Genomic DNA, 15,106 nt, shown 5'->3' with positions numbered 1-15,106 from the left:
ACATGATGAAGAAGAATGGCCTGAAGATTACGGGTGCCCTGCTTGCCTTGACGTTGTCTGTCCTGCCGGCGGCACCTGTATTCGCAGACAAGCTGCCTGGTGCGAGCTACTCTCCTGTTCAGCTGGAAGCCGTGCAGACCAAAGAAATGACCTATTACAAAACCGGATCGGTGTCCATCCCGGGTGGCATCGAATGGGTTACCGATACTGCTGCACTCAAATTTCTGCCGCTGTCGGTGATCGGCGATGTAACCAGTGTTGTTCTGGACGGGGGCGTCTACTGGATTGGAACGGAGACCGGCCTGCAGCGGGTTGATTTCGGCGCAAGCGATACCAAGGACATTGTTCAGTATATGGCTGGACCAAGGTATCTGTATGGCGGGGATGATCATGTGACGGGTCTTGCCAGCGACGGGGAGAACGGCATTTGGGTCCGGACGGCAAGCGGTGTCACTCACATCGCGATGCCGGAGAAGACGCTGCATGACAAATCTTTTATCTATGAGGATCTCGTGGAGTCAATTCTTGACCGGCGCGGCATGGTTCATGGCGCAGGATTTAACTTTACGGAGACAGACGGCACGCTGGACGCGGTCAATTACAACTCTGCGACCGGACTGTTCACATCAACGCCTACCACCAGCGATAATGATGGCTTATGGACCGCGATGTATGCAATGGGTGAGGTATTCCGCTATAAAGCGCTGCAGGAGCAGTACGGGACCAGTCCGGCCTCTGGAGAGCAGGCAGAAATCGCCGATGCCAGAGCGGCAGCGCTTAGAGCAACCAAGGCTGTGCTGCTGCTTGATTATGTATCCGGACGCGGAAACGGGTTCCCGGCACGTTCCTATATGCTGACCAGCGAAGCCACTGCGGCTACAGTGGGCAATTCAGTGTATGGCTACCAGTCTACGAACGGGTTCTGGTTCCAGAACTTCGTCGGGCCGGACATGATTAACCCTAATGGGATTATTCCAAGCATGCAGCGTGACGACGGGACAGAGCCGATTGGCTATTCCATGGTTAGGGTAACCAAGGACGCAGAGAACAAAAAAGGCTCCACGCTGTTCCCAAGCGGAGGCACGGATGTGCTCAACTACAACGGACTTGGGCTTAGTCAAGCTGCGATTGATGAGCTCAACCTGACACGTCCAGAAGGACAGAAGCTGGGAATTGATATTAAGACACGGGTAGGAACTACCGCAACAGATGCGGTATATCAGGTGCTGCCTGTCATTACGGCCGCCACTAACAACAATGATGCGAAGGAAGACAAAACAACGGGTGAGAATAATAAGCCGCTGTTTCAGCTGACGGCTCCCGTCTATGAGCAGATTCCGGAATTCTTCAATGATTTGTTCCCGGATAGCGCCATTGTGGACGGCCATATTGACATGAATCAGATTGTGTATAAGGCAGATACCTCCGCAGATGAAGTGGATGGGCACTACGCCATGTTCTACACAGCTTATAAATATCTGGTCGGTGACAGCACCGATCCTGAACTTCTTGAGCTGAAATCCCTCATTGAAGAAACAACGCACCGCATGACAGAGCTGATCTTGAAGGATGACCATTATTACATTGAGGATGCTACCGGCAAATCAACACAGTGGTCCAGATGGTTCGCCAAATATTTCAACGACAGCCTTGGCGTTATGGAGCAGCAGGTACAGTGGCAGTCCAAGATTGGTGTTGACGAGAACGGAGACGATGCGCTGTCCTACGGCTACGAAGACGGTCCGCTCAACGCACTGCAGGTCATGGCTGCGCTGAAGTCGGCGAGCTATATTGTCGCAGAGAGCTATCCGGCCGATTCGGCGAAATATGAGCTGGCCTATGAGCAGGCTTTTGCCGGCAGCTACAGCAAGGAAGAACCGTATATCAACGGTCAGGGCTATATGGATATGGCACTTGATTATATTGAGCGGAGACTTGTGCGTCAGGCTACCAACGCTTACAGCGAGAACGATAACCAGGCCGTAACCATGGAGAATGCAGGGGATGGCACGAATACCAATGCGACGATTCATAATGACTGGACCCAGTATATCAATTACTCGGATGAAGAGCTGGGCTGGTTCCCGGTATTCGTGCTTGTCACCCTTGAGCAGGATGCAGGCAGACATTCACAGATTGTAGCAGCCTATGATCAGTGGTATTCCAATGAGGTTCGGGAGGAGAATCCGTTCTACACCTTCCTCTACCAGCTTGCGCATCCGGATAAAACCGATGTCGATCTGCAATCTGCTGTCCGGTTCCTGTACCGTTTCCCTGAATTCCAGATTGAATTCCCGGTGCAATGGGACCGTCAGGATGTGCTCTATATTGAACCGGGTGACCGCGACGATTACAAGCAGACGAACTACGCGCTTGCACCGGATGAGCGGCGCATCATTAAGCATAACTCGAATCCGTTTGAGAATGACAGCCAGACAACAGGCGCCAATCCCGGGTATAACTACCGTTCAGGCAGCATTGAAGCGGGGTCGGTTTTCACATTGCCATACTGGCTGGGGCGTTATTTTGAAATCATCAAAGAGTAGCAGGGCTTAATGAATTGAAGGCAACGGAGCCGGAGCGCCCCATGAGGGGTGCTCCGCATGCTCTCAGCTCTAATTTTGTTCTAACCTTCTGTTATCCAAATTGCCGCTCGATAGTATAGCTGGGGAAATCACCCCGGAATACGCCGAAGCTGTATTCCAGCGGGGAGCCGTCGGCCAGATACGTAAAAGTTCGTACTTGCAGACAAGGGGAGCCTTCTTTGACGCCAAGCAATCTGCTGGCCAGCTTGTCCGCCAGTACAGGCTTCAGCTGCTCGACAGAGCGGTAAGCCTTCAGGCTGTATTCTGATTCCAGGAAGGAGAAGAGGGAGCCGTCTTTATATTCATTGATGAGCCCCGGGGCAAGATCCCAGGCAATATAAGTAGTTTCATATAGAAGGGGTTCATTATCCGCGTAGCGGATCCGCAAAAGCTGGTTCACGGGAGCTTTCACCGAAATATTAAGGAATTCATTAAGCGGTATTTCCGCAGGCATCACTTTGGCTTCGATGATTTTACTGGTCGGCTCTTTGCCGCTCATCAGCACATCTTCTGTGAAGCTGCGTTTCTGGTTAAGCTGGAGCTCCTTGCGTTTGACGAAGGTGCCCTTGCCCTGATGCCGCTCAAGAATATCCTGAACCTCAAGCTCGCTGAGCGCGAGGCGGATTGTAGTCCGGCTGGCGGAGAACATCTCGCATAATGCGGCTTCGGTAGGAAGTTTCTCTCCGACGGCATAGAACCCGGATTGAATCTGTTTGAGCAGTTGTTCTTTAATATTGAAATATAAAGTGTTATTTGTTCTCTTTGTCATTACAAGTTTCCTCCGATGCCAATTTGTTATATTATATCACGGAAAAAGAGCAGGAGAAACCTAATAGAAAAGAGGAGAATCCGGGGTTCCGGGATTATGTAGTTCCTGAAATTGGAATCAAAACTTTGTTCACTCTATGCCTGGTAAAGAGATTTATCTATTGTATTTTTCTGTAAGGGAGTTTTCTGACTATAAGGACGCATGAAAAAGGAAATATATTTGTAGGAACAATATTTAAAAATGTTACTATAAATAAACTCAATATACCAATCAGGAGTGAAAGCTATGTACTTCGCGGGTGTAGACGGCGGCGGAAGCAAAACCATTGCCATTATAGCTGATCATTACGGCAACGTGCTGGGATCCGCAGTGACAGGCTGCGGCAACCATCAAATCATTGGAGTCCAGGCGGCTGTGCTCAATATTCGCGGAGCGCTGTTTGGCGCGCTTGCGCAGGCAGGAATTGCCATGGATCAGCTGGATTTTGTACAGTTCGGTCTTGCGGGTGCTGATCGCAGTATTGATATGGACAGGCTTTCTCCGGAAATCAGCAGGCAATTGGACTTGCGGAGCTGGAATATGGTCTGCGATACGCTGGAGGGACTCCGTGTCGGGAGCCGGGATAACACGGGAGTGGTGCTTGTCTGTGGAAGCAATACGAACGCGGCGGGCCGCAACCGGCTCGGGCAAACGGTGCAGGTAGGCGGATTTGACACTTTGTTCGGTGACCGGGCCGGCGGCTTTTATCTCGCTGCACAGGCACTCGGCAGGGCGGTGCGTTGCTGGGAAGGCAGGGAACCCTACAGTGATCTGGTCGAGCGGATACCTCTGAGGCTTGGGTTTACAAGCTTCGGGGAGATGCTGAACCGGTATCTCGATGACGAGATCACTGCGGCGCCGCTGGAGCTGTCGCTGATTGTTCACGAATCGGCAGATTCGGGCGACTGGCTCTCCCGCCAGCTGCTTGCAGATATGGGCAGAGAGCTGGGGATTTCTGCATCGGCTGTGATCCGCAAACTGGGCGGCTTTGAAGAGGAAGCGGTGCCGGTCATCCTTACCGGGAGTATCCTTCAATCCGGCAGAAACCCGTTGCTGCTGGATGCGCTGCTTCAAGAGGTGAAGGCGGAGCATCCCCTTTGCACACTTGTAATCCCGGAGCTGCCGCCTGTATTCGGTGCAGTGATGCTTGCCATGGACCGGCTTGGCCTGCCCGTAACCCCGGCAATAATAGAGAATTTCAAGAGAGACGGAGGGAATCGCAAATGAAGAAGAACCACTTGAAAATCGCAGTAATCGGAGGAGGCTCCTCCTATACACCGGAGCTTGTAGAGGGCCTGATCCGGTATTATGATGAATTCCCGGTTGCTGAGCTGTATCTGGCAGATATCGAGGCCGGAGCGGACAAACTGAGAATCATAGGCGAACTGGCACAGCGTATGATTGATGCAAGCGGCAAACCTATCAAGCTTCATACGACGCTGGACCGGCGCGAAGCGATTCGCGGTGCGGATTTTGTCGCTACGCAGATCCGTGTGGGCATGCTTGATGCCCGCTCAAGAGATGAGAAGATACCGCTGGCCCATCATTTAATCGGCCAGGAGACAACAGGCGCGGGCGGATTCGCCAAGGCACTTCGCACCATTCCGGTAATTCTGGACATTTGCCGGGATATTGAGGAACTGGCCCCGGGCGCGTTCATGATCAACTTCACCAACCCGGCCGGTATTATTACGGAAGCCGTCTCGAAGCATTCCCGTGTCAAATCTGTCGGGCTGTGCAATCTCCCGATAAGCACGAAGATGCAGATCGCTGAGCTCTACGGGGTTCCGCAATCGGATATGTTCATTGAGATTGTCGGAATCAATCACCTCAACTGGACGACCCGGGTGCTGATTGAAGGAGAGGACGTGACGGAGGATTTCCTGAACAAGCTGTCCGGAGCCAAAGGGACTTCGATGGCCAATATACCCGATCTGGAATGGGATTCCGAATTCATTCAGTCCGTGGGAGCACTTCCTTGCCCCTACCACCGTTATTATTATATGAAGGAAGAGATGTACCGGGAGATCTCCGGGCATTATCAAGAGACCGGAAAGACCCGTGCCGATGAGGTGAAAGAAGTAGAAGCCGAGCTGTTCGAGATCTATAAGCAGCCCGAAGTGAACAGTAAGCCGGCTCAGTTGGAGAAACGCGGCGGTGCCTACTATTCGGAAGCGGCTGTTCAATTGATGAAGTCCATCTATAATGATACCGGCGACATTCAGACGGTCAATGTGCGTAATCAGGGGATCATCCCTGATCTTCCGGGCGATGTCTCCATTGAGATCAACTGTGTTATCAAATCCGACGGGCCGCATGCGCTTGCCCCGAGCAAGCCGCTCCCTCCCCAGATCAGAGGTCTGCTGCAGGTGGTGAAGGCTTATGAAGAGCTGACGATTGAAGCGGCGGTGAAAGGGGATTATGCCTCTGCGCTGCAGGCGCTGACGATCCACCCGCTGGTAGGAGACGAGCGGATCGCCAAGGAGGTTCTGGCCGATATTCTTGAGCAGAATGCCGATTATCTGCCCCAATTCCAGGTGCGGGCAAGATAAACCCGGGAATAACAACATCAGCCCCATTCAGCGCCGGTTAGCTGCTGAATGGGGCTGATGGTTGTGTGCAGGAGGCCGTGCGTCCGTTATACAGGGACTTCCCGGGTGCTCTTTTGCATGGCGGATTTGCAGAGCGGACAGGGCTTCGAGGCAAGGTGATCCTCGGCTCCGCCCGCCTTCATCCGGGTCCAGCCCGGGCAGGACTTGCCGGTACAGCTCCAGACGGGAACTGTATGCATTCTGGCTGCGGAGGACCCGGACGAATAGCTGCTGCGCACTACATTGCTTCTGTTTCCGGCGGCCGGTGCAGCTGCCTGAGGCGGTGCAGCAATGCGGAAGGCGGAGAGCATGAAGCGCGAGACCTCTGCCTTTTTGCCCCGGTGCCTTGCGGGCGAGCTGATGAACAGCTCCTCGCGGGCCCGGGTAACAGCTACATAGGCGAGTCTGCGTTCCTCTTCGAGTGCAGCTATTCCTGCCTCAGCTGCGGCTCTGGCGGCGGCACTGCTGACCACAGTAACGCTTGCCTTCGCCGGCTTGCGGTCCTTCAGCCGGCCCTCCTCCAATGCGGAGCTATGCGGCAGAATGCCCTCGGAAGCCCCGATAAGGAAGACAACGGGGAACTCCAGTCCTTTGGATTTATGGATAGTCATCAGGGCAATCCGGTTGCCTTGCTCTTTAAGCCCCGGCTGGCGGCTCTGCTCGTTGCGCTCGGTTACATTATCTATGAATTCGAGGAACAGCGGAATCGTGCCGAACCGCTCTGCGGATGCCTCCAGCTCATCGAGCATTTCCTTAAGCGTCTCCCGGTGCAGGGTAGCCTGATGCCGCTCATTGGCTTCGATGAAATAGTCATAGAAAACAGTGCGGATCTGGCGGATGGCCTGCACCGGTGTCAGCCCGCTCAGCCCGCGGATCAGATCCAGCCGCTCGCGCAGCTTGGTACCTTTGAAATCCTCCATGCCCGGCATGGACAGGAGGTGAATCAGCGGGCCCTGCTTCGCCTGCACGGCCTCCATGCGGCGGATATGCTCCATCCCTTTTTCCCGGCTCATGTAGAGGGTCGGCAGAATATTCTCCATCGCGGCGAAGTTCCGGCGGTTAACAGACAGGCGCAGATGATCCAGCACAGGGGAGATCAGCCAATGCTCGTAGAGCAGCTGGCCTTCGCCGTAGTCTACATAAGGGATATCGCGCATCAGCAGCAGCTCCAGGATTGCCCGGTTACTGCTGGTGGCGCGGTATAACAGCGCATAATCGCGGTATTCTCTTGCTCCGCTGCCGATCTCACGCTCGATATGCTCTACAATCTGCTCGGCTTCTTCATCCGCCGTCTGCGGACGCAGATAGCGGGGCGGATTGCCGCTGCTTTTGGCGGCTTGCAGCGTCTTGGCCCGGCGGCGTGAATTGTGGCGGATAATCCCGTTGCCCAGCCCGATAATGGCCGGGCCTGAGCGGTAATTGATATCGAGGGTGATCACCTTGGCATTGGGATACAGCTTCTCGAACTCCAGGATGAACTCGCTGCGCGCCCCGTTGAAGGAATAGATGGTCTGATCATCATCTCCGACCACCATCAGATTGTCCTGTGGATGGGCGATCATTTTGACCAGCTCATATTGCAGCGCATTCGTATCCTGGAATTCGTCGACCATTACATATTGGTATTTCTGCTGCAGCTCCAGCAGCAGCGCCGGCTGCTCCCGGAGCATCCGGTAGGCGATCAGCAGCACGTCGTCGAAATCGATTTTGAAATTATCGGTCTTCCACTGCTCGTACAGGGCGAGAATGGCCTTCATTTCCTTCTCGGCTTCCGTCGTTTCCGGCATATCCTCCGGCAAGCCCATATTCATCTTGCAGGAGGAGAGCAGGGTGAGCAGATTCTCTGGGGGATAAGCATCCTTCGGCAGCCCGAGCTGACGCATGATCTGCTTCAGCAGAATGTGCTGGCGCCGGGTTTCATGGAATATATCCTGCCGCAGTCCCTGCCGGCGCAGGAAATAAAGGAAGAACGAGTGGAACGTGCGGGCCTGCAGGCGGGCGGCATCGCCCGCATCCACACCCGGCAGCAGCGCAATCCGCTCTCGCATCTCTGCCGCTGCCTTGCTGGAGAACGTGAGCAGCAGCAGCCGGCCCGGGGCGATGCCGCGCACAGACAGCAAATACCCGGTTCTGCAGATCAGCACCGAGGTTTTGCCGGAGCCTGCTCCCGCCAGCGTCAGCAGCGGCCCGAGATGATGCCGCACCGCTGAGATTTGCGGAGGATTGAGCAGAATGCCGCCTTCCTCCAGCCTGCGGAAGTAAGCCGCGTCGCTGTCTCCGGGCTTCACGGTCTCCCTGCTCGTCCGGGCGGAGGCAACCTTCGCCTGGGGGATTTTCTCGCCGGTAGCGCCCAGCGGTATATTATGAAATAAAAGCTTGTTCATTAGATTCACCTTCGTTTGTTCTATATAAGCTTATCTGCAAGTTATACTGCGGGTTTACCGGTGGGGGAACTTTCAGGCGTAGACTATCACTTCACCAGCTCTAAGTCCTGCACGAAATACAACATTCCCCTCCTAAAAATTCGCCTAATCCCAAAATTGTTGTAGGAAATGCAGGATTCCACCTCATTTAAGCGGATAATCCAGACAATTGCTGTATTTCATGCAACAATTCTTCGAATTTCCTGGTATCTATAAATCTAAGTTGCAATATGTACAACATTTTGACCAGTATACAATATACCATTTTGCCCGTTCCCCTGCATGGAAGTCTAGTGAATAAGAGGAGCGGGATAATAGGCAGAACGAGCCCATCAAGGGCTTAAGGGACTGGAACCAAGACATGTGATTCTGGATATTCTTCAGGAGGGTCCGGCAATAGCTTTGGGCATTCTGCTTAGCGGGGCTGCGAAGTATGGATAGATTAGTTACTTCAGTTTAGCGAGAATGTAATTAGCCTTGCGCTCGAACAGCCGGGGATTGTCTTCCTTAATTTCCTCCAGCAGAAAAGCCAGGCATCTCTTGACCTTCACCGGCATGAGAGCGGCGATCTCTGCGTAATCTTTGCGGTAATTATCGTCATTCAGGATTCTTGTATTCAGCACAATGGCCCAGTTGCGCGCATGCTCCATCATGTCCGGCAGTGACTCGAGCAGCTGGGTCAGGTACATCTCCATTTGAACGCTCTCCACGAAATGGACGAGGCTGAACATGACCTCCTCCTGTTCCGTATCATCATCGAATACCTTGAAGATCTGATGAATCACGGCATCCTCCGTATCACCAGCCAGGCCTTCCAGCGCAAGATCAAATTGCTCACATTCCAGCTCGGTACGCAGCAGCCGGTTCTCATATAGCCGGGCAATCCCCGGGTACAGGTTCATCTGAGATTCCTCCTAATTCACCTTGCAGCTGAAGCTGCCGGGGGTTCATGCTGGGCAGAGTGCAGCTTGAGGCGGGTTATGTAAGAATAGTTCACGCCATTTATCTTAAGGTCCAATTTTTGACAGCTGAGATTAATATATTGAACAAAGGAGGAAGTGTCATGCAGACCAATGATCGTACATTTTTGCTGCAGGTAGAGAAAGCCAGACAGAAGTTGTACCAGACGCAGCAGAGATACGGCATTTTGACACATCCCAAAGTAGTTGAACAATCCGTTGCCCTGGATCATTTGCTTAATCAGTATAGCTATCCGCAAAGGATTAGCTGATTGGATAGATTCACAAATAAAAGGTGAGAATTGGAGGGATGTCGTGTTTATTCCCGTTCTGTTGGCTTTGACTACCGCCCAGCGGTTAACTGTCATCATATTTCTCGCATTAAACCTGGGTGCAATATCTGTCTGCTGTCTTCATCGCTCTGGAGCCGGCCGCCGCTGAAGAAGAGCAGCCTTCCTGTGAGGGCTGTTTTTTCTTTGCTATGAAGACGGAGTTACTGCTTATCCAAAAGATGCCGCAGACCCGCAGCAACACCATGCTCCGAGTTGCTTAGCGTAATGAAATCGGCGGTTTCTTTGAGGATGGGTGCGGCATTCTCCATTGCAATCCGGTAGCCGGCGATCTCGAACATCGGCAGATCATTATAGCTGTCACCCATAACTGCGATTTGCGCTGCCGGGATGCCGTAATGCTCCGCCATCAGCTTCACGCCGTTGCCTTTATTAGCATCTTTATGATTAATTTCAATATTGTTGACATGCGATGCCGTAATAATCAGCCCGTGAATCGCAGCGAACCGTGTAGAGGCTTCCTTCAGCAGTTCGCGGTTTAGCGAGAAGGCGAGTGTCTTGTAGATCAGATTCTCCTCTTTGCTCCAGATGTCCTCCATACTCTCCACATAGGTTACAGCCGCCTGCTGAAACTGCTGGTCGATCATCGCCTTAAGCAGCCAGCCCACCTCTTCGGGAACCTCATCTTCCTTCAGTGCCGACAGCTTCTCCAGACGTACCCGCTTATCAAGCTCTACATATACGTTATCCTCTGTGTATACCTCATAGTACAATTCAGGAATCTCGTTCATCCAGCGCAGCGCGGGGATGATATCCTCCTTGTTCAGCGGTGTACTCGCGGCCAGCGTTCCGTCAGGCAGTGTGATAACAGCGCCGTTCAGACTCACTACAGGACACTCCAGATCTGCCAGCCGAAGCTGGCGCTCCGCATCCATGTAAGAACGTCCGGTGGCTATGATCACGGTATGCCCCAGGCGCTGTGCGTGCAGTATGGCTTCCTTGTTCTCCCTGCTAATCTCACCATCCTCGTTCAGCAGTGTTCCGTCCATATCCAGTGCAATTAGCATGTTGCAGTTCTCCTATTCCATCTATAGTTGTAAGTGCCCCTTCAAGGGCTCTAAATTTCACACGATAACTCATCTTTCTGTATCTTATCATTATTTCTCTGAAATATAAAAATCACATTTTCATCCATATATAGTCCGGGGTGCGTATATTTAAGCTGCGTTTCTTGCCGGATTTTCAGAAAAGAGTCTTCTCGTGGTACAATTGAATGTAGACCTGCAATCTTGTAACGGGAATGTCTGCTGTTGTCTGCAAAGCAATTTTTTCGGGCAAAAGATGGCTTGGGGTCGTTATGTAAGGGGGATAATAAACACATGAAATCCAGAAATTTAGCTACCATATCTCTTGCCATCATGGCATGCGGTTTCCTGTTCACCTTATTTCTGCCGGAGAACCTGGCTGTTATTCTGCTGAGAGGGGGCTTCGAGGCCGGGCTTGTCGGAGGGATTGCCGACTGGTTTGCAGTGACCGCGTTGTTCCGCCATCCTCTGGGGCTTAGAATTCCGCATACTTCGCTGCTGCTGAAGAATCGGGATAAGCTTATACAGTCTCTAATCTCCGCGATGGAGAATGAACTGCTGAACAAGGAAAGCATTGAGAACAAGCTGCGCAAAATCAACATCATCTCTCTGGGAGCCGGCATGCTGACACGGTTCTTCTCCAGAAAGAAAGCAAGAACGGAAATGCTGGAGCAGATTAAAGAATTCGTACTGCGGCTTCCGGTAGAGCAGGCGGTTCCGTATCTTCAATCTGCAGCAGCAGGCTATCTGCGTGAAGCTGAGCTTGGCGTTGCCGCCGATAAAATCGCTACCAGCCTGATGAATGACGGCAAGGATATTGCCGCTCTTGATTATGCGCTGGAAGGGATCTCCTCCTGGAGCGGGCGTCCGGAAACCCGTGCGATGCTGGGCAAGATCGCCAGCGAGAAGCTGGCTGAGGTGAAGCTTGGCGGGCTGAAGGGGATGGCGTTTCAGGCTTTTGTCGGATTCGTTGATGCCGATATGCTGGGTGAAATGCTGCAGGGCATGGTGCAGTCCACTATCCGTGATTTCAAGGAAGAGGACAGCCAGTACCGTGAGGAAGTCATCCGTGAGATCCGTGTCGCTCTGTTCCAGCTGTTGAGCAATGAGGAGCGGATCTCCTCGCTGAAGGATTGGGCGCTGAATGAGCTGCAAGGGGAGGCTGCTACGGCTTTCGTGCAGCAGCAGCTGGAAGGACTGCGCGTCAAGGCGGTTGCGCTGCTTGAGGAAGACCGGGTACGCGGCGGCCGCAAGCTGTTCTGGCTGTATGCTATGCTGGTCCGGCGGATCGGCAAGGAGCAGGAATGGATTCAGGCTTCCGAGGAGCGGATCCGCGGCACGCTGATCGCCTTCGTGGAATCTAATCATTACCGGATCGGCCAGCTGGTCAAGGAGAACCTTGATCAAATGGATGACGCCTCGCTCGTGAACATGCTGGAGGAGAAGGTGGGCAAGGATCTGCAGTGGATTCGCGTTAATGGAGCTGTGTGCGGTTTTGTTGTAGGGCTGGTGCTTACAGTTATCCAGATGATCTGACAGTAGCATGAGCAAGAACAGGCAGAGGCAGCAAGGCGTTCCCGGACCGTCCGTGAAGACGGAGACCGGCGGAACGTTTTGCTGCCTCTTTCATATGCGCTACAGGAAAGCAGATTATAAGGAAGAGCGGGAAGCTTACAGCTGGTTTTTACCGTTGCTGATGGTGAAGACCTCCTGTACGGGCAGGACAAAAATTTTGCCGTCGCCGAATGAGCCATGCTCACCGGTTCTTGCTGTGCGCATAATAATGCTGATGACGTCATCCTTCTCATCATCCTGGATTACGATCATCAGAAGCTTCTTGGAAATTTGATTGTAATGGTTGGTTCCGACCTGGATTCCCTTTTGCTTACCGCGTCCGAGCAGGTCCATTTTGCTGATGGAGGGGAAGCCGGCAAGCAGTAATTCAGCCATGACCTCATCCGCTTTCTCCGGTCGTACTATAGCTTTGATCATTAACATAACGATGCACCCTTTCTACAGCGAATATTGTGTTGTAGGGGGTTGCCAATGTCTTGTTGGCTTACTGTGCAGTGCATTTGCTTAATGGCAACGCTTACAATATGAGTATAATATTAACTGCAGCCGTATCCTGCGAGAAGGATCACAAAATTCGTATGACACAATGTCGCATTGCCGGGGAGTGTCAAAGGGGCTGCTGTATCGCATCCCGGAGGAGGTGCACGGACCCGTCTCCTCCGGTTATTGCGGTACCAGCTTCAGGTAGAGATTCTCCAGCAGCTCTACAGTGTGCTGCCATTCGAACAACTGCAGTGCATCGCTACGCCCCTGCATCCCGATCCTTGCCGCGAGCACAGGATTGCGGCCGATCATCAGCATTCGCTTGGCGAAAGGAGCAGGGTCCCGGTATCTCCCCACCAGATAGCCGTTATGGCCGGAATCAATAATCTCCCGGATTCCGCCGTTTCGCGAGGCGATCACCGGAAGTCCCGTGGCCATGGCCTCCACATTCACGAGGCCGAAGGATTCATGCCGCTGGGAAGGGCAGATGAAGCAGTCTGCGGCCTGATACAGGCTGTGAATATCCTCATGCGGGATATTCCCCAGGAAAGACACGCGCACACCCAGCCGGCGCGCGAGTACCTTAAGCTGCCGGAGATAAGCCGGCTTGCCGTCTCCGGCGATCACTAGCCGGGCGGGCATATGCCTGTTCAGCCGGTGCATGGCCCGGATCAGCACAGGCACTCCCTTGCGCGGGATTACCCGGCCCACGAACAAGACGGTGAAGCCGGGAGCCAGGCCGTACAGCGCGCGCAGGCGTGCCTTCTCCTGCGCCGGCACGGGGACGAAGCGGGACAGGTCAGCCCCCAGCGGAACAACGCGGAGCTTGCCCGGGATGCCGGGGAACCGCCGCGCGAGCCGCTGCTGCAGGGAGCGGCTGTTAGCCGCGACAGCGTCCGCCAGGGCGAGACTGCGGGCGATTCTGGATTCCGGCGGCACGAAGGTCAGGGAATGCAGGAACAGCAGCACCGGAGTGCCGGGGTGCCGCCGTTTGACAGCGGCCAGCAGCAGCGGCCGGTTATCGATCTGAATCAGTTCAAAGGGTTCCGCCGCTTCCAGATATCCGAGAACCGAGCTGCGGTACCGGGCAGGGGTGCCGGATGGAAGGCGGATGAACCTGACCTGCTCTATTTCGTCCGTGTCCGGGAGTCCCGGTGATCTCCGGCTCACTATAGTTACTTTGTGCCTTCGGGCAAGCCGCCGGGCAATATTCCAGATGCAGATCTCTACAGAGCCATCCCCTGGAACCGGGAACTGTTCGGGTGCAATGATGCAGATACGCATAGTGAATGCCTCCTCCCGCCGCATGATGATGGTCTTCTTTAACTACCATATGCGCCCTTACGGTTGGAAGATACAGGACAGATAGAGGTTCAAGTGCCGATTTGCTTATGGGTAGCGGTAATAATGGCTGCGATCTTCTGCTCCAGCTCAATAATCTTCAGCTTGCTGGCTGCAATTTGCCGGTAGCCGGAGACCATTGAGGATAGGGATTGGCCGGCCAGGACGGAGTTCTGCTTGCGGACCGCAGCTTTGAAATCGCTCCAGTCTGCGGTAAGCCGTTTGTTCAATGCGGAGGCTGCACTCTTCTGGGATTTCATTGAAATTTGCGCGTTGTCCATTCCGGCCAGAATCTTGCGGGCAGCGGCAACCCGCTTGGTGCGTGTATCCTTGGCAGCCTTGAGCAGGGCTTCCTTGTCGCGTATCTCCTGTCGGGCCAGCTGTACAAGGAGCTTCATGGCCTCGGACTGGGCCTTCAGTACGGAATTCAGCGTCTTGTCCTTCAGCCCTTTGAGCAGGGAAATCCGTTTGTTGAGCACACTGTATTGATCGAACAGCGGCTGGTAGCGTTCCTTGGCGCTGCTGACAGCTGCGGTAAGCCGGGCTACGGAAGCCTGGTCTATATTCTTGATAGCCTCGCGGACAACAATCAGCGACTCTGCATTCTGATCATGAAGCGCTCTAATCTGTACCTCCCGGCTGTCATATTGGGCTGACAGGAGGGATAGTTCGCTGTACTGGCTCTTCAGCCGGACGCGGACAGTACTCTCTGCCGCTGCCGCAGTAAGATCAAAAGACGCCCGAACCGATGCGGTTATTACAGTCGGAGATGCAGAAGCAGACCCGGCCAGAGTGGCCAGGGCAATCAGCAGGGAGAGCAGCGTTATGGCAGCGCTCCTGCACAGATTCATCATTAATATTCCTCCTCTTGTTTCCGTTTCCCGGTAATACACGCAAAAAAAGCACCCGCAGTAAAGGCCAATAGGCCTCTATTACGGGTGCTTCCAGCGTAATGAGTCACGGTTA

General features: G+C 53.6%; 12 protein-coding genes. 5 read left to right on the top strand and 7 right to left on the bottom strand.

Features of this window, described 5'->3' with window-relative positions; all coding sequences use genetic code 11:
* The first annotated feature begins 2 nt into the window (after positions 1-2).
* The gene (locus GC101_RS30280) at positions 3-2,546 is read left to right on the top strand and encodes a hypothetical protein (protein WP_171720356.1); all 2,544 of its coding nucleotides are present in this window, start codon (positions 3-5) and stop codon (positions 2,544-2,546) included.
* A gap of 91 nt (positions 2,547-2,637) precedes the next feature.
* Here GC101_RS30280 and GC101_RS30275 read toward each other — a convergent pair whose 3' ends face one another.
* Positions 2,638-3,354: a GntR family transcriptional regulator gene (locus GC101_RS30275; RefSeq protein WP_042132950.1), complete on the bottom strand. Its 717-nt coding sequence runs from the start codon at positions 3,352-3,354 to the stop codon at positions 2,638-2,640.
* A gap of 285 nt (positions 3,355-3,639) precedes the next feature.
* Between GC101_RS30275 and GC101_RS30270 the strand changes: the two genes are divergently transcribed.
* A complete protein-coding gene (locus tag GC101_RS30270) occupies positions 3,640-4,620 on the top strand; it encodes a BadF/BadG/BcrA/BcrD ATPase family protein (RefSeq protein WP_076243510.1) in 981 nt (326 codons plus the stop codon).
* Positions 4,617-5,945, top strand: coding sequence for a 6-phospho-beta-glucosidase (locus tag GC101_RS30265; RefSeq protein WP_171720355.1), 1,329 nt, complete (start codon positions 4,617-4,619; stop codon positions 5,943-5,945). Before GC101_RS30270 ends, GC101_RS30265 begins: the two co-directional genes overlap by 4 nt.
* Positions 5,946-6,031: 86 nt before the next feature.
* Here the strand turns inward: GC101_RS30265 and GC101_RS30260 are convergent, their stop codons facing one another.
* Complete coding sequence (locus GC101_RS30260; protein WP_171720354.1) at positions 6,032-8,368, bottom strand: UvrD-helicase domain-containing protein; 2,337 nt, start codon at positions 8,366-8,368, stop codon at positions 6,032-6,034.
* 485 nt (positions 8,369-8,853) lie between these two features.
* On the bottom strand, positions 8,854-9,309 hold the full coding sequence (locus GC101_RS30255) for an Imm30 family immunity protein (RefSeq protein ID WP_042132955.1): 456 nt from the start codon (positions 9,307-9,309) through the stop codon (positions 8,854-8,856).
* A 161-nt stretch (positions 9,310-9,470) separates the two neighbouring features.
* On the opposite strand from GC101_RS30255, the gene GC101_RS30250 reads away from it, so the two are divergent.
* A complete protein-coding gene (locus GC101_RS30250; RefSeq protein ID WP_076243512.1) occupies positions 9,471-9,638 on the top strand; it encodes an aspartyl-phosphate phosphatase Spo0E family protein in 168 nt (55 codons plus the stop codon).
* Positions 9,639-9,859: 221 nt separating this feature from the next.
* On the opposite strand, the gene GC101_RS30245 is transcribed toward GC101_RS30250, so the two are convergent.
* Complete coding sequence (locus GC101_RS30245) at positions 9,860-10,723, bottom strand: Cof-type HAD-IIB family hydrolase (RefSeq protein ID WP_171720353.1); 864 nt, start codon at positions 10,721-10,723, stop codon at positions 9,860-9,862.
* Positions 10,724-11,035: 312 nt separating this feature from the next.
* Between GC101_RS30245 and GC101_RS30240 the strand changes: the two genes are divergently transcribed.
* Positions 11,036-12,277, top strand: coding sequence for a DUF445 domain-containing protein (locus GC101_RS30240; protein ID WP_171720352.1), 1,242 nt, complete (start codon positions 11,036-11,038; stop codon positions 12,275-12,277).
* Between the two features lie 135 nt (positions 12,278-12,412).
* Here GC101_RS30240 and GC101_RS30235 read toward each other — a convergent pair whose 3' ends face one another.
* From GC101_RS30235 to GC101_RS30225, 3 genes are all read right to left on the bottom strand, one after another.
* Positions 12,413-12,739, bottom strand: coding sequence for a P-II family nitrogen regulator (locus GC101_RS30235; protein WP_039300108.1), 327 nt, complete (start codon positions 12,737-12,739; stop codon positions 12,413-12,415).
* Between the two features lie 240 nt (positions 12,740-12,979).
* Positions 12,980-14,083 (bottom strand): glycosyltransferase family 4 protein, encoded by a 1,104-nt coding sequence (locus GC101_RS30230; RefSeq protein ID WP_171720351.1) that lies wholly within the window; start codon positions 14,081-14,083, stop codon positions 12,980-12,982.
* Positions 14,084-14,172: 89 nt separating this feature from the next.
* Complete coding sequence (locus GC101_RS30225; protein ID WP_171720350.1) at positions 14,173-14,994, bottom strand: hypothetical protein; 822 nt, start codon at positions 14,992-14,994, stop codon at positions 14,173-14,175.
* Positions 14,995-15,106: the final 112 nt, after the last annotated feature.

The organism is Paenibacillus phytohabitans (assembly GCF_013141775.1).
Taxonomy (GTDB): domain Bacteria; phylum Bacillota; class Bacilli; order Paenibacillales; family Paenibacillaceae; genus Paenibacillus_AQ; species Paenibacillus_AQ phytohabitans.
The sequence above is the reverse complement of the archived record's forward strand: the minus strand, read 5'-3'. Positions and strand labels throughout refer to the sequence as shown.